The organism is Leisingera sp. ABM4_060 (assembly GCF_056158765.1).
Map to the genome: position 1 here is coordinate 738,466 of NZ_JBSWTX010000001.1, position 24,216 is coordinate 762,681.

The window sequence follows — 24,216 nt, forward strand, 5'->3', positions numbered from 1 at the left end:
CGGGATATTTTGGGCCAGAAGAAGGGTTAGGGGCATGATCAAGCGGATTTCGTCAGGTGGCGAGTTTGAAGCCAAGATCGGTTATTGCCGCGCTGTGGTGGCAGGCGGGTTTGTGCATGTGGCGGGCACCGTGGGGCAGGGCGACGATGTTGTGGCGCAGTGCAAATCGGCGCTGGAAACCATCGGCGCGGCGCTGGAGAAGGCGGGTGCCGGATTCGCGGATGTGGTACGGGTCAACTACTACCTGCCGGATGCGGCGGAGTTCGAGCCCTGCTGGCCGGTTCTGGCGGAGGCCTTTGGCGCCAACCCGCCTGCGGCGACCATGATCGAGTGCAACCTGATCGATCCGAAGTTCCGCATCGAGATCGAAGTCACGGCGCTGGCGCCCGCAGAGGGCTGAAGCCGTTAGGGTCTTGGAAACAGGGCTGAAGCAAAATTGCCAAATCCCGCCGGGGACGCTGCCAGAGGGCGCAAGCCACTGGACCCCGGCGGGAATTTGGGCCATATCAGAGCTGGAAAAATCCGGAGGCACCCATGGGAATCCTGAACTCTCTTCTGCGCGCTGTGACCTGGTGGAACGGTTCCACCCTGAACACTGCGCTTTATACCCGCCGCAAGGGTATCAAAGTCGGCGAAGATGATCAGGGCAACAGGTTCTACCGCAACGCGGACGACAGCAAGCGCTGGGTGATGTTCAACGGTGAAGCCGAAGCAAGCCGGGTAAGCCCGGACTGGCACGGCTGGCTGCACCGCACCTTTGACGAAGTCCCGAGCGAGAAGCCGTTGAAGCACAAGGCCTGGGAAAAGCCGCATCAGGAAAACCTGACCGGCACCATGATGGCCTATGCGCCGGCAGGCTCGATCCGGGCGGGCGGCGCGCCGAAAGAGCGCAGCGACTACGAAGCCTGGGTGCCCGAATAAAATATCTGCCAGAAGGCTGGTTACATGTCCCACAATCCTACTGAAGTTTTTGCCGGCGGTGTCGTGCTGGCTGCAGCCATTGGCTTTGCCGTTTACGCGGGCCAGGCCGCCGGTCTGTCGCGCGCGGGCGCGACCTATGACCTCAGCGCCTCTTTCCGCTCGCTGGAGGGGGTCAGCGTTGGCACCGATGTGCGGCTGGCCGGTGTCAAGATCGGCACTGTGACCGGCGTTGACCTGAACCCCGAAACCTTCCGCGCCGACACCAGGTTTGCGGTGCAGGACGGCATCGAGATCCCCGACGACAGCGCTGTTGTGATCTCTTCCGAAGGCCTGCTGGGCGGTAATTTCGTCGAGATCATGCCGGGCGGTTCGCCCTTTGCCTTCGAGGCGGGCGATGAGATCGAGGACACCCAGGGCGCTGTCAGCCTGATTTCGCTGCTGGTGAAGTTTGTGGCGGGCAGCGGAGACGAATCTTGAGGCGTCTTGCCGCTGTACTGACGGCTGCATTGCTGGCCGCGCCTGCCTGGGCGCAGGAGCAGGCGGCGCAGGGCTCTGCAGCGGTGCTGCGGGCGCTGGACAAGGTCAACGGGCATACGATGGATGCCGAGGTGGCCATCGGCGGCAGTGCGGAGATGTTCGGCCTGCTAGTGACTGTGGCGGATTGCCGTTTTCCTGCCGATAACCCGACAGGGGATGCCTTTGCCTTTCTGTCGGTGCGGGATCCCGGCAACGGCGCGACGCATTTTCAGGGCTGGATGATCGCCTCCAGCCCGGCGCTGAATGCGTTGGATCACAGCCGTTACGACGTCTGGGTCATGCGCTGCAGCAGCAGCTGAGGCGCGGGCACCGCGGGGCGGGCAAATTCCGCATCAATTGACAAGGCTTCGCGCAGCATGGCGCGGTAGCGGGCGCGGGTGATCTCGATGCCGCCCAGGGACGCCAGGTGCGGCGTCAGGAACTGGGTGTCGCAAAGCACATAGCCTGCCTGAACCAGCCGGTCGGTCAGATAGGCAAGGGCAACCTTGGACGCATCGCGCTGGCGCGAAAACATGCTTTCACCGAAAAACGCGCCGCCAAGGGAGACACCATAGGTGCCGCCGGCCAGTTCGCCCCGGTGCCAGACCTCCAGCGAATGGGCGTTGCCCATCAGGTGCAAATCCAGATAGCGGTCGCGGATTTCGCTGTTGATCCAGGTTTCCGCGCGGTCGGCGCAGCCTTCGACTACTCCGGCGAAATCCTGATTCACGGTGACCTCGAAACCGCCGTTGCGGATGCGCTTGGCCAATGAGCGCGAGACGCGGAAGCCGTCCAGCGGCAGGATTCCCCGCCGCTTGGGGTCGACCCAGAATACCTCGGGGTCGTCGCGGTGTTCAGCCATTGGAAAAACACCGGCGGAATAGGCGTGCAGCAAAAGGTCCGCAGTCAAGCTCATGGTGCCGGGCAGTATAAACGGGAATTGGTCGCAAATGTAAAACGGGGCGCTGCCTGCGGCACGCGCCCCGTGAGGTTTTAGCCCGGTGTGTTCTCTTCCAGCCAGCGTTCCAGCCAGTGGATGCCGTAGTCGCCGGTATGGATGTCCTGCTCCTGCAGCAGCGCGTGGAACAGGGGCACGGTGGTGTCGATGCCGTCGATGATCAGCTCGCCCAGGGCGCGGTTCAAACGCGCCAGTGCCTCGGTCCGGTCGCGGCCGTGCACGATCAGCTTGCCGATCAGCGAGTCATAGTAGGGCGGGATCGAATAGCCGTCATAAAGCGCCGAATCCATCCGCACGCCCAGCCCGCCGGGGGCGTGGAATGCGGTGATTCTGCCCGGGCAGGGGGCAAAGTTCGGCAGTTTCTCGGCGTTAATCCGCACCTCGATGGCGTGGCCGTTGATCTCCAGATCGTCCTGGGTGAAGGACATCGGCAGGCCTTCGGCCACCCGGATCTGTTCCCGTACCAGGTCGACGCCAAAGATGGCCTCGGTCACCGGGTGCTCCACCTGCAGGCGGGTGTTCATCTCAATGAAATAGAACTCGCCGTCCTCATAGAGGAACTCGACGGTGCCGGCGCCGGAATAGCCCATCTTGCCGATAGCGTCGGCACAGATCTTGCCGATGCGGGCGCGCTCTTCCGGCGTGATGCAGGGGCCGGGGGCCTCTTCGAAGACTTTCTGGTGGCGGCGCTGCAGGGAGCAGTCGCGTTCGGCCAGATGGATGCCGGTCTCCTTGCCGTCGCCAAAGACCTGCACCTCGATGTGGCGCGGCTTCTGGAGGTATTTCTCCATGTAGACTTCGTCATTGCCAAAGGCGGCCTTGGCCTCCGAGCGGGCGGTGGAGAAGGCGATTTCCAGCTCCGCTTCGTTCAGCGCCACCTTCATGCCGCGGCCGCCGCCGCCGGCGGTGGCCTTGATGATCACCGGGTAGCCCATGTCGGCGGCCACCTTTTTGGCGGTGGTCACATCCGGCACGCCGCCGTCGGAACCCGGAACAACCGGAATGCCGAGGTTCTTGGCGGTTTCCTTAGCGGTGATCTTGTCACCCATGATGCGGATGTGTTCGGCCGAGGGGCCGATGAAGGTCAGCCCGTGGTCCTCGATGATCTGCACGAAGTTGGCGTTTTCCGACAGGAAGCCGTAGCCCGGGTGGATCGCCTGGGCGCCGGTGATCTCGCAGGCGGAGATGATGGCCGGGATCGACAGGTAGCTTTGGGTGCCGGAAGGCGGGCCGATGCAGACCAATTCATCGGCCATGCGCACGTGCATTGCGTCGGCATCGGCGGTGGAATGCACCGCAACCGACTTGATGCCCATTTCCCGGCAGGCGCGGATCACGCGCAGGGCGATCTCGCCCCGGTTGGCAATCAGGATCTTGTCAAACATGGCAGATCCTTACTCGATGATGGCCAGGGGGGTTCCGAACTCCACAGCGGCGCCGTCTTCGACCAGGATGCGCTTCACAACGCCGGACTTCGGCGCCGGGATGTGGTTCATGGTCTTCATGGCTTCGACGATCAGCAGAGTGTCGCCTTCGCTCACTTGCTGGCCGATCGAGATAAAGGCAGCGGCACCGGGTTCCGGAGCCAGGTAGACGGTGCCGACCATCGGCGAGGTCACGGCGCCGGGATGGCTGGCGGGATCGTCGGCGGCGGCAGCTGCCGGAGCGGGTGCGGTGGCAGCGGCTGCTGCGGCAGCAACCGGGGCCGGGGCGGCGGCGGCAGGCACGGCAACCTGCACCGGCGCGGCGGCCATGGCGGTCTGGCGGGAGACGCGCACATTCAGGCTGTCATCGTCGCCGTATTCCCGCTTCACCTGCAGTTCGGTCAGATCGTTTTCGCGCAGCAGTTCCGCCAGCGCCTTGATGAAGGCCACATCCGCTTCGTGAGATTTATTCGTCATTTTGTCCTCAAGCCGGTTCCGACGCGCCTGATTGGGCCTGAAAGGCCCGGCAGGCAGGAAATTAGCGCGCTTATACGGCAAGCTTTCCTGCAAGTGAAGCGCTGTCGATGCTTGGCGTAACATGGAGACAGATTGACGGATTTGCAATTGCCCGCCGGTTTTTTGTGTCAGAGCGGCATGCCGGTGAGCTTGGCAACCAGTTCCGGCAGCTTGCGGGCACCGAATTTCTGCAACAGATGCGCGCGGTGGCTTTCTACGGTGCGGTAGGAGAGGTTCAGCTGCTTGCCGATCTCCTTGGCCGACAGCCCCTTGCAGGTGAGGATCGCCACTTCGCGCTCGCGCGGGGTGAGGGAGACCACCGGGCGGTCCTCGGAGATGTCGGCAAAGGACCAGACGCCGGTCTGAAACGGCGCCTCGGGCGTGAGGGAGCGGCCGCGCACCCGGCACCAGAACAATTCGCCTGTGCGGCGGCGCATGATGCGTTCGTCATTGTAGCTGCCGGATTGCGCCTCGGGCTGCTGCAGCACCGCACCGATGCGCTGGTAATCTTCGCGGCTGGGGTAGAGGTCCGCCACCGGCAGGCCGGTGTAATCCTGGGGCGCGCCGCCGAAGGTGGCAGCGAATTGCAGGTTGCACCGCGTGATGACGCGGCGTTCCAGCACGGCAAGGCCCACAGGGGCGTGGTCAAAGGCGAGATCGCTCATATGGTAGGTCTACCCGGGTATTTCTTCGGAATTGAAGGGGCTTGTCCTTGCGTGCCACGTTGCGCGCTGCGGGGCAAGCCGGAGAGGATGGGCATATGAACTTGGCAGTATGGCTGCAGCGTGTTGCGGCGGCAGAGGGGGCGCGGCCAGCGCTGTATCTTGGTCAGAAACTGGTCGCGGATTATGCCGCCTTCCATGCGCGGGCGGCGTCGGTGGCGGGATGGCTGCAAGGGCAGGGCATCCAGCCGGGTGACCGGGTTGGCATCTTCATGAAGAACTGCCCCGACTATTTGGTTGCGCTTTTCGGTATTTGGCATGCCGGAGCAGCGGCAGTGCCTATCAACGCCAAACTGCACGGCAAGGAGGCGGAGTTCATCCTGCAGAACTCGGGCACGCGGCTGGTGTTTACTTCACCCGGGCTGACAGAAGCCGTCGCTGCCACTGAGGCTGAGGCCCGTTGCGTCGACATCACGGGTGCGGATTATGCTGCGGCCTTGCAGGCGGAGCCTGTGGCGGACCCGGTTTCCCGTGCGCCCGGCGATCTGGCCTGGCTGTTTTACACTTCGGGCACCACCGGGCGGCCAAAGGGGGTGATGATCACCCACCGGATGCTGGTGAACATGGCAATCGCCTATTTTGCCGATGTGGATCAGGTGAGCGCTGAGGACCATGCGCTGTACGCGGCGCCGATGAGTCACGGCGCGGGGATCTATGCGATCCAGCACGTGCTGGCGGGCGCACGTCATGTCTGTCCGGTGTCTGGCGCCTTTGACGAGGCAGAGATCTTTGACCTTGCGGCGCATTTTGGCCGTGTCCACATGTTTGCCGCACCCACCATGGTCACCAGGATGACGGCTGAGGCGAAACGGCTGGGCCGCAAGGGCGAGGGGCTGCGCACCGTCGTCTATGCCGGCGGGCCGATGTATGTCGCTGACATTGTCGAGGCGGTTGAGCATTTCGGCCCGGTCTTTGTGCAGGTCTATGGCCAGGGCGAATGCCCGATGGCGATTTCCGCTCTGTCCCGCCACGATGTGCAGGACCGCACCCATCCGCGCTGGAAGGACCGCCTGGCCAGCGTCGGCAAGGCGCAAAGCGTGGTCGAGGTGCGCATCGGCACGCCGGAGGGGGAGTTGCTGCCGGCGGGCAACCATGGCGAGATCATGGTGCGCGGCGATGCGGTGATGCCCGGCTATTGGAATAACCCGGAGGCGACGGCCAAGACGCTGGTGAAGGGCTGGCTGATGACAGGGGACATGGGCGTGATGGATGAAGACGGCTACCTGACGCTGCAGGACCGGTCCAAGGACATGATCATCACCGGCGGCTCCAACGTCTATCCGCGCGAGGTGGAGGAGGTGCTGCTTATGCACCCAGGCGTGTGCGAGGTTTCGGTGGTGGGGCGGCGGCATGCGGACTGGGGCGAGGAGGTGGTGGCCTTTGTCGTGGGCGACGCGCCGGAGGCGGAGCTGGACGAACTGTGCAACAGCAGGATTGCCCGGTTCAAGCGGCCCAAGGCCTATCTGCGCATCAAGGCGCTGCCCAAGAACAACTATGGCAAGGTGCTGAAGACCGAGCTGCGCAAAATGCTGTGAGGGCTGTTCAGGCGGTGCGGGCAGAGCCGCTGCCTGCAGCCGCCGGGCGGTGGCCCATCATCGTGTCGATCAAGAGGCTCATCAGTTCGGCCCGGTTGCTGGTGCCGGATTTGCGGTAGATCGCATTGAGCTGCGCCTTGACCGTGCCTTCGGCACTGCCGCGCATGGCGGCGATTTCCGCGGTGCTGAGGCCCTTGACCAGGAAAGTCGCGACATCCAGCTCTGCCGGTGTCAGGCCCCAGTTGGCAAATTCTGCGTCGATCATCTCCTGCACTGCGGCCTGGGCCGAATTCAGGCTGTCCTCCAGATGCGCCGCGCGCCGCAACAGCCACATCAGGATGCGGGTCTCGATCACGATGGCGGCCAGCAGGGCCACCGCCGCCACGCCCTCGATATAGGCATGCGGGCCTTCGCCTTGCTCAGCCTCGCCGGCCTCCATGCCGGAAAGGTCGGCAAACATATCCCCCAAAAACACCGCCGCGCAGAGGGCCTGCACGGCGATGACGGCAATCAGGATCCAGGGTTTGGCCGGGTCTTGCCGGTTTTGAGCCATTATCAGATCTCCGCTGAACTTCAGGGCAGGTTCTTGTAGCCGGTGATCATCGCGCGGGCCAGCCTGACTTTGGTACGGCGGGTTTCAAACAGCACCGCCGCAACATGCAGCAGGACAGAGGCCTCCGCCCAATGGACCAGGATCTCGTGCAGAGCCTCTGCTCCGGCGGAATGGAGAAACGGCTCTGTCGTCAGCATCCAGCCGGTCAAAGCAATGCCCAGCAGGGAGAGGAGCAGATTGTAGATCATCAGCGCGCCCAGAGGGGAGTGGCCCTTGTGGCAGCTCCTGCGCCGAATGGCGATGTCCTCCAGCTGCTCTGCCGCCGCTTTGAAACTGGGCGGAAAACTGGAAAACCGGGCGTAGCGGCTGCCGGCCAGCCCCCAGACAAGGCGGCAGCCGACAAGCGCGGCAATGAAATAGCCGATGTTGTGATGCAGGGTGCCTTCGGGATCCGTAAACAGCGCGTTGGCAATGAAACTGCCGGCAAGAAGCCAATGGAAAAGCCGCACCACGGGATCCCAGATATATGAATTGTGCATGGTCTATCCTCCCGGCCCCGGACGCCGCTGGAACGTCCGGGACGGTTCAAATGGGGGCTCAGTCGCCATCTTCGCTGTGTTCTTCGATCTTCACCACTTCCAGCTGTTCGTTCAGATAAAACTCATACGCTTTGCCGTCCTTGGTGGCCTCGGCCTCAAACAGGCCGTCTTCGGCTTCGATTTCGGTCACCGCATAGCCTTGGCCGGTCAGCAGGTCACGGAGTTTGATTTCGGTATCCGGGCTGATGGCGGTGCCCGAGGCAAAGGCGGCGGCTGCCGGAAGGGCGAGAGCCAGGGCCAGGAGTTTCAGGGAGTTGCGCATGGGAGCGGTCCTTTCTGCGTTGGTCATGTTCCCGCAGCAAGATCCGCGGGCCGTGGCCCAGACTTCGGCGCAAGAGCGGCCCGGCAGAATAGGCGCAGAGTTGGATAGGGCCTGAAATAAGGGGCGTATAACCGGGGTTTATGGAGGAGAAACAGGCGTTCGCAGACGCCGTGGCTGCCAGGGTGCAAAAAAGAGGCCAGCTCTGGGAAGAGCCGGCCTCAGGCTGCCAGTGCCGGCACGCGGGTGGCCGGCACGACGGAGATGAATTTTTCAGATTGCCAGGTATTCTGCACGCAGCTCCTCGTTTTCCAGAACCTCGGCGGCGGTGCCGTCAAACACGATGCCGCCGGTATCAAGGATCACCGCACGGTCGGCGAGTTCCAGGGCGCGCACTGCGTTCTGCTCGACAATGATAGTTGTCATGCCCTGTTCCTTGATGTGGATGAGGGTTTTTTCGATCTCGTCGACGATCACCGGGGCCAGGCCTTCGTAGGGTTCATCCAGCAAAAGCACCTTAATGTCGCGGGCCAGTGCCCGGGCAATCGCCAGCATCTGCTGCTCACCGCCCGACAGTGTCACGCCCTCCTGCTTGCGGCGTTCGCCAAGGCGCGGGAACAGGTCGTAGAGGCGCTCCAGCGACCAGCCGATCGGCGGCGCGATCTGCGCCAGCTGCAGGTTTTCCTCCACCGTCAGGCCGGGGATGATGCGGCGGTCCTCGGGCACCAGGCCCAGGCCTGCCGCCGCGGCCTCGTAAGAAGACATCTTGTGCAGCGGCTTATGGTCCAGCCAGATCTCGCCGCGGGTCACCATGGGTGAGCCGGTGCGGGCGATCGAGCGCAGGGTTGAGGTCTTGCCTGCGCCGTTGCGGCCCAGCAGGGCCAGGATCTCGCCCTCGTGGACGTTGAAATTGATGCCCTGCACGATGTAGCTTTCGCCGTAGTAGGCGTGCACATCCCAGACCGACAGGAAGGCCGGCGCGGTGGAAGCCACATTGGCGTTCCTGGAGAAATCGGGTTTGACGTTCATTGTGGTTCCTCCTTACGCCGACTTGCCCAGATAGGCTTCGCGCACCTTCGGGTTGCCGCGGATGTTCTGCGGGTCGTCCTCGACCAGCGGCGTGCCCTGGGCCAGAACGGTGATCCGGTTGGCCAGGCTGAACACCACATGCATGTCGTGTTCGATGATGGCTATGGTGATGTCGCGCTCGTCAGAGATCTGTTTCAGCAGGTCGATGGTGTTGTTGGTGTCGGCACGCGCCATGCCGGCGGTGGGTTCGTCCAGCAGCAAGAGGCGCGGTTCCTGGCTTAGGCACATGCCGATCTCCAGCCGCCGCTTGTCGCCGCGCGACATGGCGGCGGCGTGCATGTGCCGCTTGTCCGCCATGTTCATTTCTTCCAGCATGTGCTCGGCCTTCTCCAGGATGTCCTTCTGGCTTTGCACTGCGGACAGGGCATTCAGTTCAAACGCGCCGTCCCGCTTGGCAAAGCAGGGGATCATCATGTTTTCCAGCACCGTCAGATCGCCGAAGATCTCAGGCGTCTGGAACACGCGGGAAATGCCCATCTGGTTGATCTCGTAAGGGGCGCGGCCCAGCACCGACTGGCCGTCGAACATGACCGATCCGGTGTCGGGGATCAGCTTGCCCACCAGGCAGTTCAGCAGGGTGGACTTGCCCGCGCCGTTCGGTCCGATAATCGCGTGGACCGAGTTTTCCTTCACGCTGAGGTTCACCTCGGACAGCGCTTGCAGGCCGCCGAACCGTTTCCCCACGTCTTTGACTTCAAGGATACTCATCTCACTGCCTCCTTATTCCGCAGGGTTGGTTTCATGGGAGGCCGAACCGTTGTCCTTGGTCTTGCGGTTCTTGAGCCAGCCCCGGATCCGCTGACCGCCTTCGACCAGGCCGCCGGGCAGGAAGATCACCACCAGCATGAACAGGATGCCCAGGGTCAGGTGCCAGCCCTTGCCGATGAAGGGGTGGATGATGAAGACCACCGCGTCCTCCAGCCCGTCCGGCAGGAAACTGAACCAGCTGTGCAGGACGTTGTCGTTGATCTTGGAGAAAATGTTCTCGAAGTACTTGATGAAGCCTGCACCCAGCACCGGGCCGATCAGCGTGCCGGCACCGCCGAGGATGGTCATCAGCACCACCTCGCCCGATGCTGTCCACTGCATACGCTCAGCGCCTGCCAGCGGGTCCATCGAGGCCATCAGACCGCCTGCCAGGCCTGCATACATGCCGGAGATTACAAAGGCGGCCAGCGTGTAGGGCCGGGTGTTCAGGCCGGTGTAGTTCATCCGCTGCTGGTTCGATTTCACCGCCCGCAGCATCATGCCGAAGGGCGAGCGGAAAATGCGGATCGCCAGATAGAAGGAGGCAAGCAGCACCAGCGCGCAGAAGTAGTAGCCGACGTTGAAGGTGAAGACCCAGCTTCCGATCACCAGCTCGGCACTGTCGCGCATCTCCAGCCCGAACAGGCCGGGGACCGGGATGTTGCCTTGTGCGGTCTGGCTGACGCCCAGGATGCGCGGATCGTCGAGCGCCAATTGCAGGCCGGTCTCACCGCCGGTGATGGGGGTCAGCACCGAATAGGCCAGGGCAAACATCATCTGCGCAAAGGCCAGCGTCAGGATCGAGAAGTAGATGCCCGAGCGGCGCAGGGAGACAAAGCCGATCAGCAGCGAGAACAGGCCGGAGACGATCACCGCCAGCAGGATCGCCGGGATGACGTTCATGCTGAGGAGCTTGAACATCCAGACGGCCGCATAAGACCCGACACCCAGGAAGGCCGCATGGCCAAAGGACAGGTAGCCGGTGAGGCCGAAGAGGATGTTGAAGCCGATGGCGAAGATCCCGAAGATCACAAACCGCTGCATCAGGTCAGGATAGCCCGCGTTGAATTGCGCCATCGCGCTGCCCGCCGGGAAGGGGTTCAGGATGAACGGTGCGAACAGGGTCAGAACCGCGACGATGATCAGGAGGCTCAGGTCTTTTTTGTTCAGGTTGAACATGGTCTTAGTCCTCCATCACGCCTTTGCGGCCCATCAGGCCCCGCGGGCGGGTCAGCAGAATGATGATGGCGACCAGATAGATGATGATCTGGTTGATGCCCGGAATGATGTCGATGACCTCGCGCATTGAGGCAAAGCTCTCCAGCACGCCCAGCAGGAAACCTGCCAGCACCGCGCCGGGCAAGGAGCCCATGCCGCCGACAACCACAACGACGAAGCTTAGGACCAGAAAGTCCATGCCCATGTGGTAGTTGGGGGAGTTGATCGGCGTGTACATGACGCCGGCCAGCCCTGCGACCGCAGCCGCGATGCCGAACATGATGGTGAAGCGCTTGTCGATGTTGATGCCCAAGAGGCCGACGGTCTCGCGGTCGGCCATGCCAGCGCGGACCACCATCCCGAAGGTGGTGAATTGCAGGAAGGCAAAGACCCCGCCGATAATCACTGCGGCAAAGCCGAAGTAGATGATCCGCCAGTAGGGATAGATGATCAGGTTCGGGTCAAAGCCCAGCATGGCGCCGAAATCCAGCGAGCCCTTGAAGGCCGCAGGGGCCGGGGTCGGGATCGGGTTGGCGCCGTAGAAATACTTGATGACTTCCTGCAGCACGATGGCCAGACCGAAGGTCACCAGGATCTGGTCCGCATGCGGGCGCTTGTAGAAATGCTTGATCAGCCCGCGCTCCATCACCACGCCGACCAGGATCATGATCGGAATGGCAAACAGGACCGAGAGGGGCACCGCCCAGTCGATGATCGCATCGCCCGTGGCTATACCGAACAGGTCATGCACATAAGGGACCTCAACCTTCAGCGGATTGCCGAGAAAGTCCTTTTGCGTCTCGTCGATGATCGTGTGGCTCAGCGTCAGGATGCGGCTCAGGGTTACCGCGCAGAAGGCGCCGATCATGAACAATGCGCCATGGGCAAAGTTCACAACGCCCAGCGTGCCGAAAATGAGTGTCAGGCCCAGCGCGATCAGCGCATAGGCTGAGCCCTTGTCGAGCCCGTTCAGGATTTGGAGGATTATGGCGTCCATTGTCCCACTCTCTGAAAGTGTGAGTGCATAAAGCGGTACAGCCCGTCACAGGGCGGCTTTTGCGGGAGCAGCAGGGGGCGGGGGCCTTCGCGGGGAAAGCCCGCCGCCCGTCTGTTCAGGTGCAGATCAAGCGGCCGCTTCAGGCGCCGTTGTTGCAGGTGCCCAGGGCGCCGCCGGAGAACTGCGGGTGATCCGGGGCATAAGTGACCTGATCAACCGGTGTGACTTCGACGATTTCCAGAAGGTCGAATTCAGACGTCGGGTTCTCTTTGCCCTTCACGACCAGCACGTCCTTGAAGCACTGGTGGTCGGCGCCGCGGTACAGCGTCTTGCCGTTGCCCAGCCCGTCGAACTCATAGTCCTCGAGCGCTTCAGCGACAGCACAGGGCGCAAAGGATCCTGCGCGTTCCACCGCATCGGCATAAAGCAGGGTCTGCACATAGGTGGTGTGCGCGGCCTGGCTCGGCGGGAAGCCGTATTTGGTGCCGAAGCTCTTCACAAAGGCCTTGGAGCCTTCATCCTGCAGCGTCCAGTGCCAGTTGGTGGAGCCGAAAATACCCTTGACGTTGGCGCCTGCGCCTTTGGCCATCAGGCGGGAGTAGAGCGGCACGACGATCTGGAAGTCCTTGCCGTTCACCTGCTTGTCGCGCAGGCCGAACTGCACCGCGTTGGTCAGCGAGTTCACCATGTTGCCGCCATAGTGGTTCAGCACCAGCGTATCGGCGCCGGACTGCAGGACCGGGGCAATGTAGGACGAGAAGTCGGTCTGGGTCAGCGGGGTTTTCACTGCGGCGACGGTGTCCCAGCCCATGGCTTCGGTCGAGGATTTGACCGCTTCTTCGGTGGTGTAGCCCCAGTTGTAGTCAGCGGTCAGGTGATAGGCCTTGCGGTCAGTGCCATAGGCGCCTGCCAGCACCGGCGCCAGTGCGGCACCGGACATGTAGGAGTTGAAGAAGTGGCGGAAACCATTGGCCCGCTTGTCCTTGCCTGTGGTGTCATTGGAGTGGGTCAGGCCCGCCATGAAGATCACGCCTGCCTCCTGGCAGAGCGCCTGCACGGCCACCGCCACGCCGGAGGACGAGCCGCCGGTGATCATGATGGCGCCGTCTTTTTCGATCATCGACTTGGCAGAGGCGCGGGCAGCGTCGGATTTGGTCTGGGTGTCGCCGGTGACATACTGAACCTTCTTGCCCAGGATGCCGTTGCCCTGCAGCGCCTTGGAGCTGAAGGTGTTCATCATGCCGCCGTCGCCGCCGCCGTTCAGATGCTCGACCGCCAGCTCATAGGCGCGCAGCTCGTCGGCGCCTTCGTCCGCGTAAGGCCCGGTCTGGGGCACGTTGAAGCCGAGGGTAACGGTGCCGCCGGTCGGTTCATTGGTAAAGGCGTGCGCGCTTTGCGCTGTAAAGATGGTCGGCAGCGCAAGTCCTGCGCCTGCTACGGCACCGGTCCGCAAAAGACCCCGGCGCGAAACGTCGAATTTAGACATGTATTCCTCCCTAATATGATTGGTCCCTTGCAGCTCCTCACTTCTGCGCGGTACCAGCACAATTCGTGCAAAATCAGTATGAGGGGGTCATGTAAACTCAGGCAATAAAACCCTTTTATTGCTTGAAAATTCTGTAAATAACTGAACAGTATTCTGTGGCATTCTGTAAACAAACTTATATTGCGTTGCAGAAAGCCCTTGAATTGGAAGTATATTTGGAGAGCCAGCGATATGGCACGCGACACCCTGACCGGCAGCCGGATCCGCGAGCGGCGGCTTATCCTCGGGCTGCGCCAGGCCGAATTGGCGCGGGAGGCGGGGATTTCGGCCTCCTACCTCAATCTGATTGAGCACAACCGGCGCAGAATTGGCGGGAAACTGCTGGTTGGCATTGCCGGGGTTCTTGGTGTCGAGCCCTCGATGCTGAGCGAGGGGGCGGAGGCGGCGCTGATCTCCACCTTGCGCGAGGCGGCAGCGGACAGCGGCGTTCCGGTGGCGGAACTGGACCGGGTGGATGAATTTGCAGGCCGCTTCCCGGGCTGGGCCGAGGTGCTGGCGGCGGGCCACCGCCGCATCGCCACGCTGGAGCGCACGGTGGAGACACTGTCGGACCGGCTGACCCATGATCCCAATCTGGCGGCCTCGGTGCATGAGGTGCTGTCGACCGCTGCGGCGATCCGCTCCACCGCCTCGATCCTGGCGGAAACCGGCGAACTGGAGGCGGAGTGGCTGGACCGCTTTCACAAGAACCTCAACGAGGATTCGCTGCGGCTGGCCGAAAGCAGCCGGGAACTGGTGAATTTTCTCGATGAGGGCGGCACCGGCGAAGACCGCCGCGGCATGCCGCAGGAGGAGGCCGAGGCCTTTTTCCAGGCAAACGGGTTTCATTTCCCGGCGCTGGAGGATGGCTCAGCCCGGCCGGAAGACTTGCTGCAGGACGCGCCTTTGCTGGTCAGCGATGCAGCGCGCAGCCTGGCGCGCGCGGCGCTGGAACAGTACCAGGCTGATGCCCGGGCGCTGCCGCTGAACGATCTGGAGCAGGTGCTGGCCAGCTGCGGAATCGCCCCGGCGGCGCTGGCACGGCAGTTCAGCTGTACGATGCCTCAAGTGCTGCGGCGGTTGGCCGCGCTGCCCGAGGAGATGCTGGGGCAGGAGGCGGGGCTGGTGATCTGCGATGCCTCGGGAACCTTGCTGTTCCGCAAGCCTGTGACCGGTTTTGCGATGCCGCGGTTCGGGGCGTCCTGTCCGCTGTGGCCGCTATATACCGCGCTGGTGCATCCGAATGTGCCGGTGCGGCGCAGTGTGGTGCAGCATGGGCGCGCTGCGGCGGGTTTTGACTGTATGGCGGTGGCCTGGCCGCAGGAGATGCCGGATTTCGGGCATGATCCAATGTACCGCGCGGTGATGCTGATCCTGCCGGGCGGCAAAGAGGCCGAGGACGCCCAGCCGGTTGGCGCCAGCTGCCGGATTTGTCCGCGCCAAGGGTGTCCGGCGCGGCGCGAGCCGTCGATCCTGAAGGAAGAGTTTTGACAGCAGTAAGGCCGCGCGGCTAACCTGCGTGAAATTGAATGCGTGTCCGGGCCGCTTGTTGGAAACAGCGCCGGTGGGAAGCGCCGGGAGGAAATTCTGCTGATGGGCAGGCATGTTGTTCTGATCGAGGATGAGCCGAATATCACCGAGGCCATCCGGTTTCTGCTGACGCGCGACGGCTGGAGCGTGGATGCGCATACCGATGGCGCGACGGCTGTGGAGGTGATTCAGGCCGCCAATCCGGATCTGGTGATTCTTGACCTGATGCTGCCAGGGAAAAGCGGGCTGGAAATCGTGCGAGAGCTGCGGACCCAAGAGGACATGCAGGCGTTGCCTGTGCTGATGCTGACCGCCCGCGGCCAGATGCGCGACCGGGAGATGGCGGAAAAGGCCGGTGTCACCCGTTTCATGACCAAGCCGTTTTCCAATGCCGAGGTGCTGACGGCAGTGCGTGATCTGCACGCCCAGGCCAGCCAGGGATGACCCGGGACAGCGGCGAGGAGCAGACCGGCACCCGCGCGGAACGCCATACCTACCGCCGCCGCAGGCTGATGGATATCGCCCGGTTGCTGCCGGTTCTGGGGGCCTTGCTGCTGGCGCTGCCGCTGCTGTGGCCCGAAGCCTCGACCCATCCGGCGGCCCGCGGCGGGGTCAGCATGTCCACTGCTATCATTTATGTCTTTGCGGTCTGGATCGGGCTGATCGGAGCCTGTTTCGCCTTCAGCCTGGCGGTGCAGCGGTGGGCGGATCACTGGACCGGCGGCGGACCGGACGGGGCAAGGGCGCCCGGTGAGGCGGAGGAGCGCTGATGGCCTCCCTGAACGTGCTTGCCTTTGTCTGCCTGGGCTATGTGGCCTTCCTGTTCTTCATCGCATTTTGGGCCGACCGGATGGCAACCCGCGGCAAGAGCGCCGCCTGGATGCGCTCGCCGCTGATCTACACGCTGTCCCTGTCGATCTATTGCACCGGCTGGACCTTTTACGGCGCGGTCGGCTACGCGGCGCGCTCGGGTCTGGAGTTCGTGACCATCTACCTGGGTCCGTCGCTGGTGATGATCGGCTGGTGGTGGGGTCTGCGCAAGCTGGTGCGCATCGGGCGCAGCCAGAGGATCACCTCCATCGCTGACCTCTTGTCGTCGCGCTATGGCAAGTCTAACCTGCTGGCGACCGGCGTGACCATCCTCGCGGTGATTGGGGTGACGCCCTATATTTCCCTTCAACTGCAGTCTATTACGCTGTCCTTTGCCATCTTTGCCGAGGCTGATCCGCTGCGCAGCTATAATGAGTCCTCCACTGTCCTTTGGGTAGCGGTGGGGCTTGCGGTCTTTGCGATCCTGTTCGGCACCCGGAACCTTAATGCCAATGAGCGCCACCATGGCGTAGTCACGGCCGTGGCGCTGGAGGCCATCGTCAAGCTGGCGGCGCTGCTGGCGGTGGGTGTCTTTGTAGTCTGGGGCGTGGCCGGCGGTGTGGGAGAAACCTTGCAACGCATTGATGCCTCGCAGATCGGCCAGTGGAACGTTGATGGCAGCCGCTGGGCCACGGTCACCTTCCTGGCGGCGGCGGCCTTTGTCTGCCTGCCGCGGATGTTTCAGGTGATGGTGGTTGAGAACGAGGACGAGCGCCATCTGCGCATCGCCTCCTGGGCCTTCCCGCTGTATCTGCTTCTGATTTCGATGTTTGTGGTGCCGATTGCGGTTGTCGGCTTGGAACTGCTGCCTGCGGGCGCGAACCCGGACATGTTCGTGCTGACGGTGCCCTTGCAGCAGGGCCAGCAGGGGCTGGCGGTGCTGTCCTTCCTCGGCGGGTTCTCCTCTGCGACCTCGATGGTGATTGTCGCGGCCATGGCGCTCTCGACCATGGTATCGAACCACATCGTGATGCCGGTCTGGCTGCGCCTGCAAAGCCGCCAGGCCTCGGTTTCCGGCGACGTGCGCGATGTGGTGCTGTTTTCGCGCCGGGTGTCCATCGCGGTGATCATGGCGCTGGGGTATTTCTACTATCACCTCTCCGGCGGTGCTGCGGCGCTGGCGGCGATTGGGCTGATCTCCTTTGCCGGCGTGGCGCAGATCCTGCCGGCACTGGTCGGCGGGCTGTTCTGGCGCGGCGCCACCCGCAGTGGCGCCCTGGCCGGTCTGACCGTCGGCTTTGCCATCTGGCTTTATACCATGCTGCTGCCGGCACTGGGTGGCGGCCTGCTGCCGGACCATATCCTGCGCGGCGGGCTGTTCGGCCTCAGCTGGCTGCGCCCGCAGGCGTTGTTCGGTATCGAGGGGCTGGACCCGACCGTGCATGCGGTGATGTGGTCGATGAGCCTCAATGCGCTGGCCTTCTGCCTGGTGTCGCTGATGAGCTTTCCCAGCCCGATTGAACGGCTGCAAGGCGCTCAATTCGTCAATGTCTTCGAACATTCCGCGGGCCCGCGCGGCTGGACCGGCTCGGTGGCGCAATGCGAAGACCTGATGATCATGTCGCAACGCATCCTTGGCGCCCATGAGGCGCAGGCGTTTTTTCAGCGCGAGCGGCTGCGCCAGGGCGGCCGCGGTCCGCTGCCGGAGCCGACACCGGCCTTTCTGGAACGGCTTGAGCGTGAGCTCAGCGCTTCCATCGGTGCCGCCGCCGCACATGCGATGATCGGTCAGATCGTCGGCGGCTCCTCGGTATCGGTCCAGGATCTTTTGGCGGTGGCGGATGAAACCGCGCAGATGCTGGAATATTCCAGCCGTCTGGAAGCGCAATCCGCGGAACTTTCGGCGACCGCCCGCAAGCTGCGGGAAACAAATGAAAAACTCACCCAGATCTCTGAGCAGAAAGATGCTTTCCTCAGCCAGGTGAGCCATGAGCTGCGCACGCCGATGACCTCGATCCGGGCGTTTTCCGAGATCCTGCGCGACGATGGCCAGCTCAGCCCGCAGGAGCAGCAGCATTATGCCGGCATCATTCATGACGAGACGCTGCGGCTGACGCGCCTGCTGAACGACCTGCTGGATCTCAGCGTGCTGGAAAACGGCCAGGTCAGCCTCAACATGACGGCCGGAACCCTGGGAGAGGTGCTGGATCACGCGGTCTCGGCCGCCTTGGCGGGCTCGGACCGGGCGCTCAGGGTGCATCGCAGCCCGGAGGCCGAGACCTTCCGCATCTCTTCCGATCTTGACCGGTTGGCGCAGGTTTTTATCAATCTGATCGCAAACGCCCAGAAATACTGCGACGCAAACCGGCCCGAGCTGACCATTTCGGCCTCCGCAGCAGGCGGGCGGCTGCATGTGGATTTCACCGATAACGGCAGTGGTGTGCCAGCAGACTGCCAGCAGATGATTTTCGAGAAATTTGCGCGTGTTAGCCCCGAGCGCGCAGGCGGCGCCGGGCTTGGCCTGGCGATTTGCCGCGAGGTCATGCAACGGCTGGGCGGCGATGTTTCCTATCTGTCCGGCCGCAGCGGCGGTGCTTTCCGGGTTTCCATACCTGCTGCAGGTGAAAAGGCGGCTTAAGCGTTTTCAAAATACAGAAGTTGTTAACCTCCTTTCGGGTAAAACCATGAAAACGGGGCGCTAAATTAGGCAGGTTACCCAGACTATGTCTGAAACAGAAGCAGCAGAGGCGGGCAGCGGCAAGCAGAGTGTGCTTGCACGCAAGCTGGCAGCGACAAAGGAAGGCGTCGGGGCGCTCAGCAGTTCCCTGACACTGAAAGCTTTGCGCCGCTCGATCGCGCGCGCGGCCGCCGATCTGTGTGATCTGCCGATGGCGGTGCTGGCCGCGCGCCAGGCCAACCGTATCCCCGAGGATCTCTCTGAACACCTGTCGGACAAGGATCTTCTGGTGGTGCTGGACTGCCCGCATGGCAGGATGGGCGCAGCCAGCATGGATGCACCTACGGTAACGGCGCTGATCCAGCAGCAGACCATTGGCACCGTCATGGGCAAGGCCCCGGACGAGCGCCACTATACCCCCACTGATGCCGCAATGACCTCGGAATTCCTGGAACGCACCTTTGCCAAGGTGGTGTCGATGCTGGATGGCCATGCGGATCAGGCGATCTTTTCCGGCTACCGTTTCGGTGCGCAGGTTGAAAACGTGCGCAGTCTGGTGCTGGGAATGGAAGCTGAGGACTACCGGGTGATCGAACTGAACCTCGATCTGGCCTGCGGCGCCATGCAGGGCGTGATGAAGCTGATTCTTCCCGAACCCACTGCCGAGGAACTGCAAGGCAGCCAGGGCGGCGCGGCCCAAGGCCCGTCGCTGGGCAGCAACATGAGCTCGATCCGGGCCGAGTTGTCCGCTGTCCTGTGCAAGATGCGGGTGCCGCTGAACGAGTTTGCAAGCCTGAAGGTCGGCGACACGCTGCCCTTGGATCAGGCCTTCTTATATGAAACCGATCTGCTGACCATTGGCGGCCAGCCCGTGGCACAGGGACGCTTGGGGCAGATGAACGGCGCGCGCGCGGTGCGGCTGAACCAGCCCAGGACCAAACTGGTCGGCGATGCCGGTGCGGATGCGATGGGTTTCTCAGATGGCACTGGCGCTGATCCGGCCGCAGCGATGCCGCCTGCGCTGGACATGGGAATCGCCGCGCAGGGCCTGCAGGAGCCGATGGACGACATGGGCCTGCCCGCGCTGGAAGCGGCTCCAGCGCTTGATGGCGGCGGCGGATTCGACCTGGAAGGCGGCGCTGGTGATCTCATGAGCGGCCTTGATGGCGGCCTGGGCGACGGCTTGGATGGTGCGATGGATCTGGGCGGCTTTGGCGGCAATGGTGCGCTTGGCATGGATGGCCTGGAGGGCGGATTGCCTGATCTTCCGGACCTGCCGGGCGACGGGCTGGGCGATTTCGATCCGGGCGATGCAGCGGCGGAAATCTCGCAGCTGGCCGGATTGGATGGCGCCTTGCCGGACGCAAACTGAGACAGCAAACCCGCCGCAGCCCCGCGGCGTGATCCAGTTGCCTGAGCGGGTCAGGCAGGCACAGCCCGGATACAAAGCTCAAAGCGGAAGAAATTGCTGCCGCAGGCAGAGCTGGTCCGCGACTGCGGCGGGCTTGCGGGCTGGCTGTCACGTGCGCAAGCGGCCAAAGCCACAAGCCCGCCGGCCGCTGACTGCGAACCAGCTGCCACGGCGGGAAGGAATTCCAGGCTCAGCTTTCGGCCAGAGAGTCCAGCGCCGGGCGCAGCCCGTCAAGCTGGTAACCCGCGGCTCCGGTCTTTTGCAGAATATCATCGGCGCACATGTCGCAGGCCTGGCTCAGTGCCCACACAACCGAACAGCGGGTACCAGAGGCGCAATAGGCCAGAACCGGGCCTTCACAGCCTTCATACAGCTCGCGCTGCAGGGCGACATTGTCCGGTGTCATGGTCTGGTGCGTCAGCGGCAGCACCTCGAACCGCAGCCCTTGGGCCTCGGCGGCGGCGCGGATCGCCTCGGCCTGATGGCTGGGCGGCACTTCCTCGTCCGGACGGTTGCAAATCACCGTCTTGTAGCCGGCAGCGGCAATGGCGGGCAGATCCTCAGCCGAGATCTGCGGCGAGACCGAATAGCGGGGGGTGATAACGCGTGCATCCATGCCAACCCCTTTACGCGTTTGCGGCGCGCCGGTCCAGATGCCGGCTGAGCGCCGGCGCGGCCATCATGCCGCAGACCATCGCTGCCATGAACAGCACCCCCTGCCAGCCGTTGTAGCTGAGCGAGGCCATTGCCGGGCCGGGGCAAAGCCCGGCCAGCCCCCAGCCCGCGCCGAACAGCAGCGCGCCCAGGATCAGCCGCCGGTCCAGGCTGCTGCCGGGCGGGGCAGGGAAGCTGCCGCCGGCGGCCGGAGTGCGGCCGTTAGCCAGGCGCCAGGCCACGGCCATCGGCAGCAGGGCGCCGCCCATGACAAACGCCAGCGCCGGGTCCCACGCGCCGAAGATGTCCAGGAAGCCTTGGACCTTGGCGGTGTCGGTCATGCCGGAGAGCATCAGCCCGGCGCCGAACAGGCTGCCGGCTGCCGTGGCGAGAAAAAGTCTCAGCATCAGATCACCCCCAACAGCTGCCGCAGCACTGCCAGGGTGGCAACCCCGGCAGCCATGAAGACGGCAGTGGCCGTGACCCCGCGCAGCGACAGCCGGGAGATGCCGCAGACGCCATGGCCGGATGTGCAGCCGTTGCCCACTCTTGTGCCAACGCCGACCAGCAGGCCGGCCAGGATCAGCAGCGGCGCGCTGGTTGTGACGTGCGTGTCCGGGGTGCGGCCTGCCAGGATGCCGATCAGCAGCGGCGTCAGAATCACCCCGGCGATGAAGGCCAACCGCTCCGCCGCGCTGCTCCAGCCGCTGCGGTCTGCCAGACCGCCTAAGATTCCGCTGGCCCCCATGACGCGGCCATTGCCCAAGAGATAGACCGCGCCGCCAAGCCCGATCAGCCCGCCGCCGGCGAACGCCCAAATCCAGTCCGCTTCCATTGTTTCTCTCCGCTGGCGCCGGTCAGATCTTGTTGACCGGGATTTTCAGGAACACGTCGCCCTGTGCATCCGGCTCAGGCATCTGCCCTGCGCGCATGTTCACCTGCAGCGACGGCAGGATCAGCCGCGGCATGCCCAGGGTCGCATCGCGGGCATCGCGCATTTCGGTGAAGTCCTCGATGCTGCGGCCTTCGCCGATGTGCACGTTCAGCGCCTTCTGCTCGCCCACCGTGGTTTCCCAGGCATAATCATCCCGCCCGGGCGCCTTGTAGTCATGGCCGACAAACACCCGGGTCTCATCCGGCAGCGCCAGGATCTTGTGGATGGAGTTGTAAAGATCTTCGGAGGAACCGCCCGGGAAATCGCAGCGGGCGGTGCCGAAATCCGGCATGAACAGCGTGTCGCCGACAAAGGCCGCATCGCCGATCACATAGGTGAGGCAGGCAGGCGTGTGCCCCGGCGTATGCAGCACTTCGCCGCGCATCTGGCCGATCATGAACGCATCGCCCTCGCGGAACAGCTGGTCGAACTGGCTGCCGTCGCGCTGAAACTCGGTGCCTTCGTTGAAAATCTTGCCAAAGGTGTCCTGGATCACGGTGATCTGATCGCCGATGCCGATCTTGCCGCCCAGTTCCTGCTGCAGATACGGCGCGGCAGAGAGGTGGTCGGCATGCACGTGGCTTTCCAGCACCCACTCGACCCGCAGCCCTTTGGATTTGACCCAGGCGATGATCTCATCCGCCGAGGCGGTGCAGGTGCGCCCGGCCGCCTGATCGTAATCCAGAACCGAGTCGATGATGGCGCAGGCCGAGCCTTCGGGCTCGCGCACAACGTAAGAGACGGTGTTGGTTGCTTCATCGAAGAAGGCTTTGACGGCCGGGGTCATCTGTCACTCTCCCTTGGGTCCGGTGTTGTGGGTCCGGGTTTGGTTCCAGCATGACATATATTGATTTGAGAATATGTATTCAAGCCTGCCGCCGCAAGATCCGGTGTCCTGCTGAAATCATCGCGATGGCCTGATTTGTGTCAAGGCAGGCCCTGCTGCGCTGCGGTATCCTGGCTGCACAGCAGCATTTGCCTGTTGAACCGTCAGCGGACCGGCAATTCTGCGCAAATTTCCGCCGCTGCTCTCATTTTTTGCGGGTTTTCGCATTGCTGTTGCGAAATACTGGCACAATCGCGTGACGTAGGGAGGACTGCTTATGACCAAGGAAGAACTGCTGCATACCGTCGAAGCGCTGGAGACCCGGATACAAGGCGAGACCGGTGCCGAGCGGCTGGCGATGCGGCCTGAATTCATCCGGCTGCTCGACTACATGCGCAAGAAGGGGGAGGTGGTTCCCGGACGGTTCCGCCGCCTGGAGGCAGCGCTGTGCGAAGAAGCGGTTGAGGAAATGTTCGACAACATGCCGGTGTGATTTGGCCAGTGTGACTTGGCGGCAAGGGCGGACGCCGGGGCTTTAGCCCAGGAAGATGCCCACCATCACCAGCATCAGGCCCAGGACCGACAGCAGCAGGGCACCCAGGTTGTAGGGCAGCACAGATTGCACAACGGCGCGCAGGGCCTCGTCGTCCAGATTTTGGCGGCGTGCCTTGGCGACCTTGATGATGCACCAGATCAGCCCCAGGAGGCCCGCAACGGACAAGGCGGCTCCGGTCCAGACAATTAGATCGAACATAGGCGTGGCTCCTGCGCTTATCGGGCTCTGCCGCGCCTAGCCGATCCTGGCCCTGCACGCAAGACACCGGGGGCAGGGCGCCGGTTTTTGCCGCACTGTGCGCCGGTTTCGCTTTCCCTGCTTGCAGCACGGCAGGCAGGGCGCTATCCCCTTGCTCCGACAGCAATTGACAGCCAATGCCGACGGAGCCGCAGATGGACATCACCGAAGACGAAAAGAGCGAAAACTACCGTGTGACCGCTGGCGAACTGCGCCAGTTCATCGAGCGGTTCGAGCGTCTGGACGAGGAGAAGAAGACCATCGCCGAACAGCAGAAAGAGGTGATGGCCGAAGCCAAGGGGCGCGGCTATGACACCAAGGTGATGCGCAAGATCATCGCCCTGCGCAAACGCGACGAGAACGACATCGCCGAAGAAGAGGCGGTGCTGGAGATGTACAAGGAAGCGCTGGGGATGTAACCCGGCCTGTCTTATCCGGAAAAGGGCCGCGCGGGGCAGACCTGCGCGGCCCTTTTGTTTTGCGGGTGGTGCGCGGGGCGCGGATGAAATAAACTTTAAGCTTGAAATAAATCCCGCGCCGCAGGTAGTGTCGGGGCCAGGCGAAACAGTGCAAAGGAGCCCGCCATGCCGGCCATAAGCGTGCACCCGGAAGGGTGGAAGCCTGCCAAAGGCTATGCCAACGGCATGGTGGCCGAAGGCAGGCTGCTGTTTGTCGGCGGCCAGATCGGCTGGACCGCGGATCAGGTGTTTGAAGCGCAGGATTTCATCGGCCAGATGAGCCAGGCGCTGCGCAATATTCTGGCGGTGGTCGAGGCCGCGGGCGGCTCTGCGGGGGATATCACCCGGCTCACCTGGTATGTGACCGACAAGGCAGAGTACCTGGCGCATCAGGCAGAGGTCGGCAAGGCTTACCGCGCGGTGATGGGGTATCATTTCCCGGCCATGACCATGGTGGTGGTCTCGGCTTTGGTCGAGGATGAGGCGAAGGTCGAGATCGAAGCCACGGCGGTGCTGCCGGGCTAGGAGTGCTCCGCACAGTTTC

The 24,216-nt window shown here is 63.3% G+C and carries 30 protein-coding genes; 13 read left to right on the plus strand and 17 right to left on the minus strand.

From position 1 onward, the window contains the following. Positions 1–34 precede the first annotated feature (34 nt). The 4 genes from ACXAEH_RS03670 (at position 35) to ACXAEH_RS03685 (ending at position 1,757) form a co-directional block, all read left to right on the plus strand. A complete protein-coding gene (locus ACXAEH_RS03670; protein WP_039130305.1) occupies positions 35–400 on the plus strand; it encodes a RidA family protein in 366 nt (121 codons plus the stop codon). A 134-nt stretch (positions 401–534) separates the two neighbouring features. Continuing rightward, positions 535–921 carry an NADH:ubiquinone oxidoreductase subunit NDUFA12 gene (locus ACXAEH_RS03675; protein ID WP_475031129.1) on the plus strand — a complete coding sequence of 129 codons (387 nt, stop codon included), beginning with the start codon at positions 535–537 and terminating at the stop codon, positions 919–921. A 24-nt stretch (positions 922–945) separates the two neighbouring features. Next, positions 946–1,398, plus strand: coding sequence for an outer membrane lipid asymmetry maintenance protein MlaD (mlaD, locus tag ACXAEH_RS03680; RefSeq protein ID WP_039130300.1), 453 nt, complete (start codon positions 946–948; stop codon positions 1,396–1,398). Further along, a complete protein-coding gene (locus ACXAEH_RS03685; RefSeq protein ID WP_475031130.1) occupies positions 1,395–1,757 on the plus strand; it encodes a DUF2155 domain-containing protein in 363 nt (120 codons plus the stop codon). Before mlaD ends, ACXAEH_RS03685 begins: the two co-directional genes overlap by 4 nt. Here ACXAEH_RS03685 and aat read toward each other — a convergent pair. The 4 genes from aat to ACXAEH_RS03705 form a co-directional block, all read right to left on the minus strand. Further along, positions 1,721–2,353 (minus strand): leucyl/phenylalanyl-tRNA--protein transferase, encoded by a 633-nt coding sequence (aat, locus tag ACXAEH_RS03690; RefSeq protein ID WP_475031131.1) that lies wholly within the window; start codon positions 2,351–2,353, stop codon positions 1,721–1,723. The two genes, ACXAEH_RS03685 and aat, sit on opposite strands and share 37 nt — an antisense overlap. Before the next feature lie 77 nt (positions 2,354–2,430). Next, positions 2,431–3,780, minus strand: a complete 1,350-nt coding sequence (gene accC, locus ACXAEH_RS03695; protein WP_475031132.1) for an acetyl-CoA carboxylase biotin carboxylase subunit — start codon at positions 3,778–3,780, stop codon at positions 2,431–2,433. 9 nt (positions 3,781–3,789) lie between these two features. Then, positions 3,790–4,296, minus strand: a complete 507-nt coding sequence (accB, locus tag ACXAEH_RS03700; protein WP_475031133.1) for an acetyl-CoA carboxylase biotin carboxyl carrier protein — start codon at positions 4,294–4,296, stop codon at positions 3,790–3,792. 167 nt (positions 4,297–4,463) lie between these two features. Beyond that, the gene (locus ACXAEH_RS03705) at positions 4,464–5,000 is read right to left on the minus strand and encodes a PAS domain-containing protein (protein WP_475031134.1); all 537 of its coding nucleotides are present in this window, start codon (positions 4,998–5,000) and stop codon (positions 4,464–4,466) included. 95 nt (positions 5,001–5,095) lie between these two features. On the opposite strand from ACXAEH_RS03705, the gene ACXAEH_RS03710 reads away from it, so the two are divergent. Next, complete coding sequence (locus ACXAEH_RS03710) at positions 5,096–6,592, plus strand: class I adenylate-forming enzyme family protein (RefSeq protein ID WP_475031135.1); 1,497 nt, start codon at positions 5,096–5,098, stop codon at positions 6,590–6,592. 7 nt (positions 6,593–6,599) lie between these two features. Here the strand turns inward: ACXAEH_RS03710 and ACXAEH_RS03715 are convergent, their stop codons facing one another. The 8 genes from ACXAEH_RS03715 to ACXAEH_RS03750 all read right to left on the minus strand — a co-directional run bounded on the left by ACXAEH_RS03715 (position 6,600) and on the right by ACXAEH_RS03750 (position 13,540). After that, the gene (locus tag ACXAEH_RS03715) at positions 6,600–7,145 is read right to left on the minus strand and encodes a helix-turn-helix transcriptional regulator (RefSeq protein ID WP_475031136.1); all 546 of its coding nucleotides are present in this window, start codon (positions 7,143–7,145) and stop codon (positions 6,600–6,602) included. Between the two features lie 20 nt (positions 7,146–7,165). Then, positions 7,166–7,684 carry a cytochrome b/b6 domain-containing protein gene (locus ACXAEH_RS03720; protein ID WP_475031137.1) on the minus strand — a complete coding sequence of 173 codons (519 nt, stop codon included), beginning with the start codon at positions 7,682–7,684 and terminating at the stop codon, positions 7,166–7,168. Positions 7,685–7,742: 58 nt separating this feature from the next. Next, complete coding sequence (locus ACXAEH_RS03725; protein ID WP_475031138.1) at positions 7,743–8,006, minus strand: PepSY domain-containing protein; 264 nt, start codon at positions 8,004–8,006, stop codon at positions 7,743–7,745. Between the two features lie 270 nt (positions 8,007–8,276). Then, positions 8,277–9,032, minus strand: a complete 756-nt coding sequence (locus tag ACXAEH_RS03730) for an ABC transporter ATP-binding protein (RefSeq protein ID WP_475031139.1) — start codon at positions 9,030–9,032, stop codon at positions 8,277–8,279. A 12-nt stretch (positions 9,033–9,044) separates the two neighbouring features. Continuing rightward, entirely contained in the window at positions 9,045–9,800 is a 756-nt protein-coding gene (locus ACXAEH_RS03735; protein WP_475031140.1) for an ABC transporter ATP-binding protein, read from the minus strand. Positions 9,801–9,812: 12 nt separating this feature from the next. Continuing rightward, on the minus strand, positions 9,813–11,018 hold the full coding sequence (locus ACXAEH_RS03740; protein ID WP_475031141.1) for a branched-chain amino acid ABC transporter permease: 1,206 nt from the start codon (positions 11,016–11,018) through the stop codon (positions 9,813–9,815). Between the two features lie 4 nt (positions 11,019–11,022). After that, positions 11,023–12,054, minus strand: a complete 1,032-nt coding sequence (locus ACXAEH_RS03745; protein ID WP_475031142.1) for a branched-chain amino acid ABC transporter permease — start codon at positions 12,052–12,054, stop codon at positions 11,023–11,025. A gap of 139 nt (positions 12,055–12,193) precedes the next feature. Then, positions 12,194–13,540, minus strand: a complete 1,347-nt coding sequence (locus tag ACXAEH_RS03750) for a substrate-binding protein (RefSeq protein ID WP_475031143.1) — start codon at positions 13,538–13,540, stop codon at positions 12,194–12,196. Positions 13,541–13,771: 231 nt separating this feature from the next. Here ACXAEH_RS03750 and ACXAEH_RS03755 point away from each other — a divergent pair, with 231 nt between their 5' ends. The 5 genes from ACXAEH_RS03755 to ACXAEH_RS03775 all read left to right on the plus strand — a co-directional run bounded on the left by ACXAEH_RS03755 (position 13,772) and on the right by ACXAEH_RS03775 (position 19,968). Next, positions 13,772–15,070 carry a short-chain fatty acyl-CoA regulator family protein gene (locus tag ACXAEH_RS03755; protein WP_475031144.1) on the plus strand — a complete coding sequence of 433 codons (1,299 nt, stop codon included), beginning with the start codon at positions 13,772–13,774 and terminating at the stop codon, positions 15,068–15,070. 102 nt (positions 15,071–15,172) lie between these two features. Further along, complete coding sequence (locus tag ACXAEH_RS03760; RefSeq protein ID WP_475031145.1) at positions 15,173–15,553, plus strand: response regulator transcription factor; 381 nt, start codon at positions 15,173–15,175, stop codon at positions 15,551–15,553. Then, positions 15,550–15,879, plus strand: a complete 330-nt coding sequence (locus ACXAEH_RS03765; RefSeq protein WP_475031146.1) for a hypothetical protein — start codon at positions 15,550–15,552, stop codon at positions 15,877–15,879. The genes ACXAEH_RS03760 and ACXAEH_RS03765 overlap by 4 nt, the downstream gene beginning before the upstream one ends. After that, positions 15,879–18,557, plus strand: coding sequence for an ATP-binding protein (locus ACXAEH_RS03770; protein WP_475031147.1), 2,679 nt, complete (start codon positions 15,879–15,881; stop codon positions 18,555–18,557). Before ACXAEH_RS03765 ends, ACXAEH_RS03770 begins: the two co-directional genes overlap by 1 nt. 85 nt (positions 18,558–18,642) lie before the next feature. Continuing rightward, positions 18,643–19,968 (plus strand): FliM/FliN family flagellar motor C-terminal domain-containing protein, encoded by a 1,326-nt coding sequence (locus ACXAEH_RS03775; protein WP_475031148.1) that lies wholly within the window; start codon positions 18,643–18,645, stop codon positions 19,966–19,968. Positions 19,969–20,197: 229 nt separating this feature from the next. On the opposite strand, the gene ACXAEH_RS03780 is transcribed toward ACXAEH_RS03775, so the two are convergent. Genes ACXAEH_RS03780 through ACXAEH_RS03795 form a run of 4 tightly spaced genes read right to left on the minus strand, consistent with a single transcriptional unit; the run spans position 20,198 to position 22,382 of the window. After that, positions 20,198–20,623, minus strand: a complete 426-nt coding sequence (locus ACXAEH_RS03780; RefSeq protein ID WP_475031149.1) for a protein tyrosine phosphatase family protein — start codon at positions 20,621–20,623, stop codon at positions 20,198–20,200. Positions 20,624–20,633: 10 nt separating this feature from the next. Beyond that, the gene (locus ACXAEH_RS03785; protein ID WP_475031150.1) at positions 20,634–21,068 is read right to left on the minus strand and encodes a DUF6691 family protein; all 435 of its coding nucleotides are present in this window, start codon (positions 21,066–21,068) and stop codon (positions 20,634–20,636) included. Then, entirely contained in the window at positions 21,068–21,496 is a 429-nt protein-coding gene (locus tag ACXAEH_RS03790) for a YeeE/YedE family protein (protein ID WP_475031151.1), read from the minus strand. The genes ACXAEH_RS03785 and ACXAEH_RS03790 overlap by 1 nt, the downstream gene beginning before the upstream one ends. Before the next feature lie 22 nt (positions 21,497–21,518). Further along, a complete protein-coding gene (locus ACXAEH_RS03795; RefSeq protein WP_475031152.1) occupies positions 21,519–22,382 on the minus strand; it encodes an MBL fold metallo-hydrolase in 864 nt (287 codons plus the stop codon). 316 nt (positions 22,383–22,698) lie between these two features. Between ACXAEH_RS03795 and ACXAEH_RS03800 the strand changes: the two genes are divergently transcribed. Beyond that, positions 22,699–22,914 carry a hypothetical protein gene (locus ACXAEH_RS03800; protein WP_475031153.1) on the plus strand — a complete coding sequence of 72 codons (216 nt, stop codon included), beginning with the start codon at positions 22,699–22,701 and terminating at the stop codon, positions 22,912–22,914. A 42-nt stretch (positions 22,915–22,956) separates the two neighbouring features. Here the strand turns inward: ACXAEH_RS03800 and ACXAEH_RS03805 are convergent, their stop codons facing one another. Beyond that, positions 22,957–23,175 (minus strand): hypothetical protein, encoded by a 219-nt coding sequence (locus ACXAEH_RS03805; protein ID WP_475031154.1) that lies wholly within the window; start codon positions 23,173–23,175, stop codon positions 22,957–22,959. Between the two features lie 194 nt (positions 23,176–23,369). Between ACXAEH_RS03805 and ACXAEH_RS03810 the strand changes: the two genes are divergently transcribed. Together ACXAEH_RS03810 and ACXAEH_RS03815 are read left to right on the plus strand one after the other, a co-directional pair. Then, on the plus strand, positions 23,370–23,633 hold the full coding sequence (locus ACXAEH_RS03810) for a DUF2312 domain-containing protein (RefSeq protein WP_008553759.1): 264 nt from the start codon (positions 23,370–23,372) through the stop codon (positions 23,631–23,633). Between the two features lie 165 nt (positions 23,634–23,798). Continuing rightward, positions 23,799–24,197, plus strand: coding sequence for a RidA family protein (locus tag ACXAEH_RS03815; protein ID WP_475031155.1), 399 nt, complete (start codon positions 23,799–23,801; stop codon positions 24,195–24,197). The last annotated feature ends 19 nt before the right edge of the window (positions 24,198–24,216 follow it).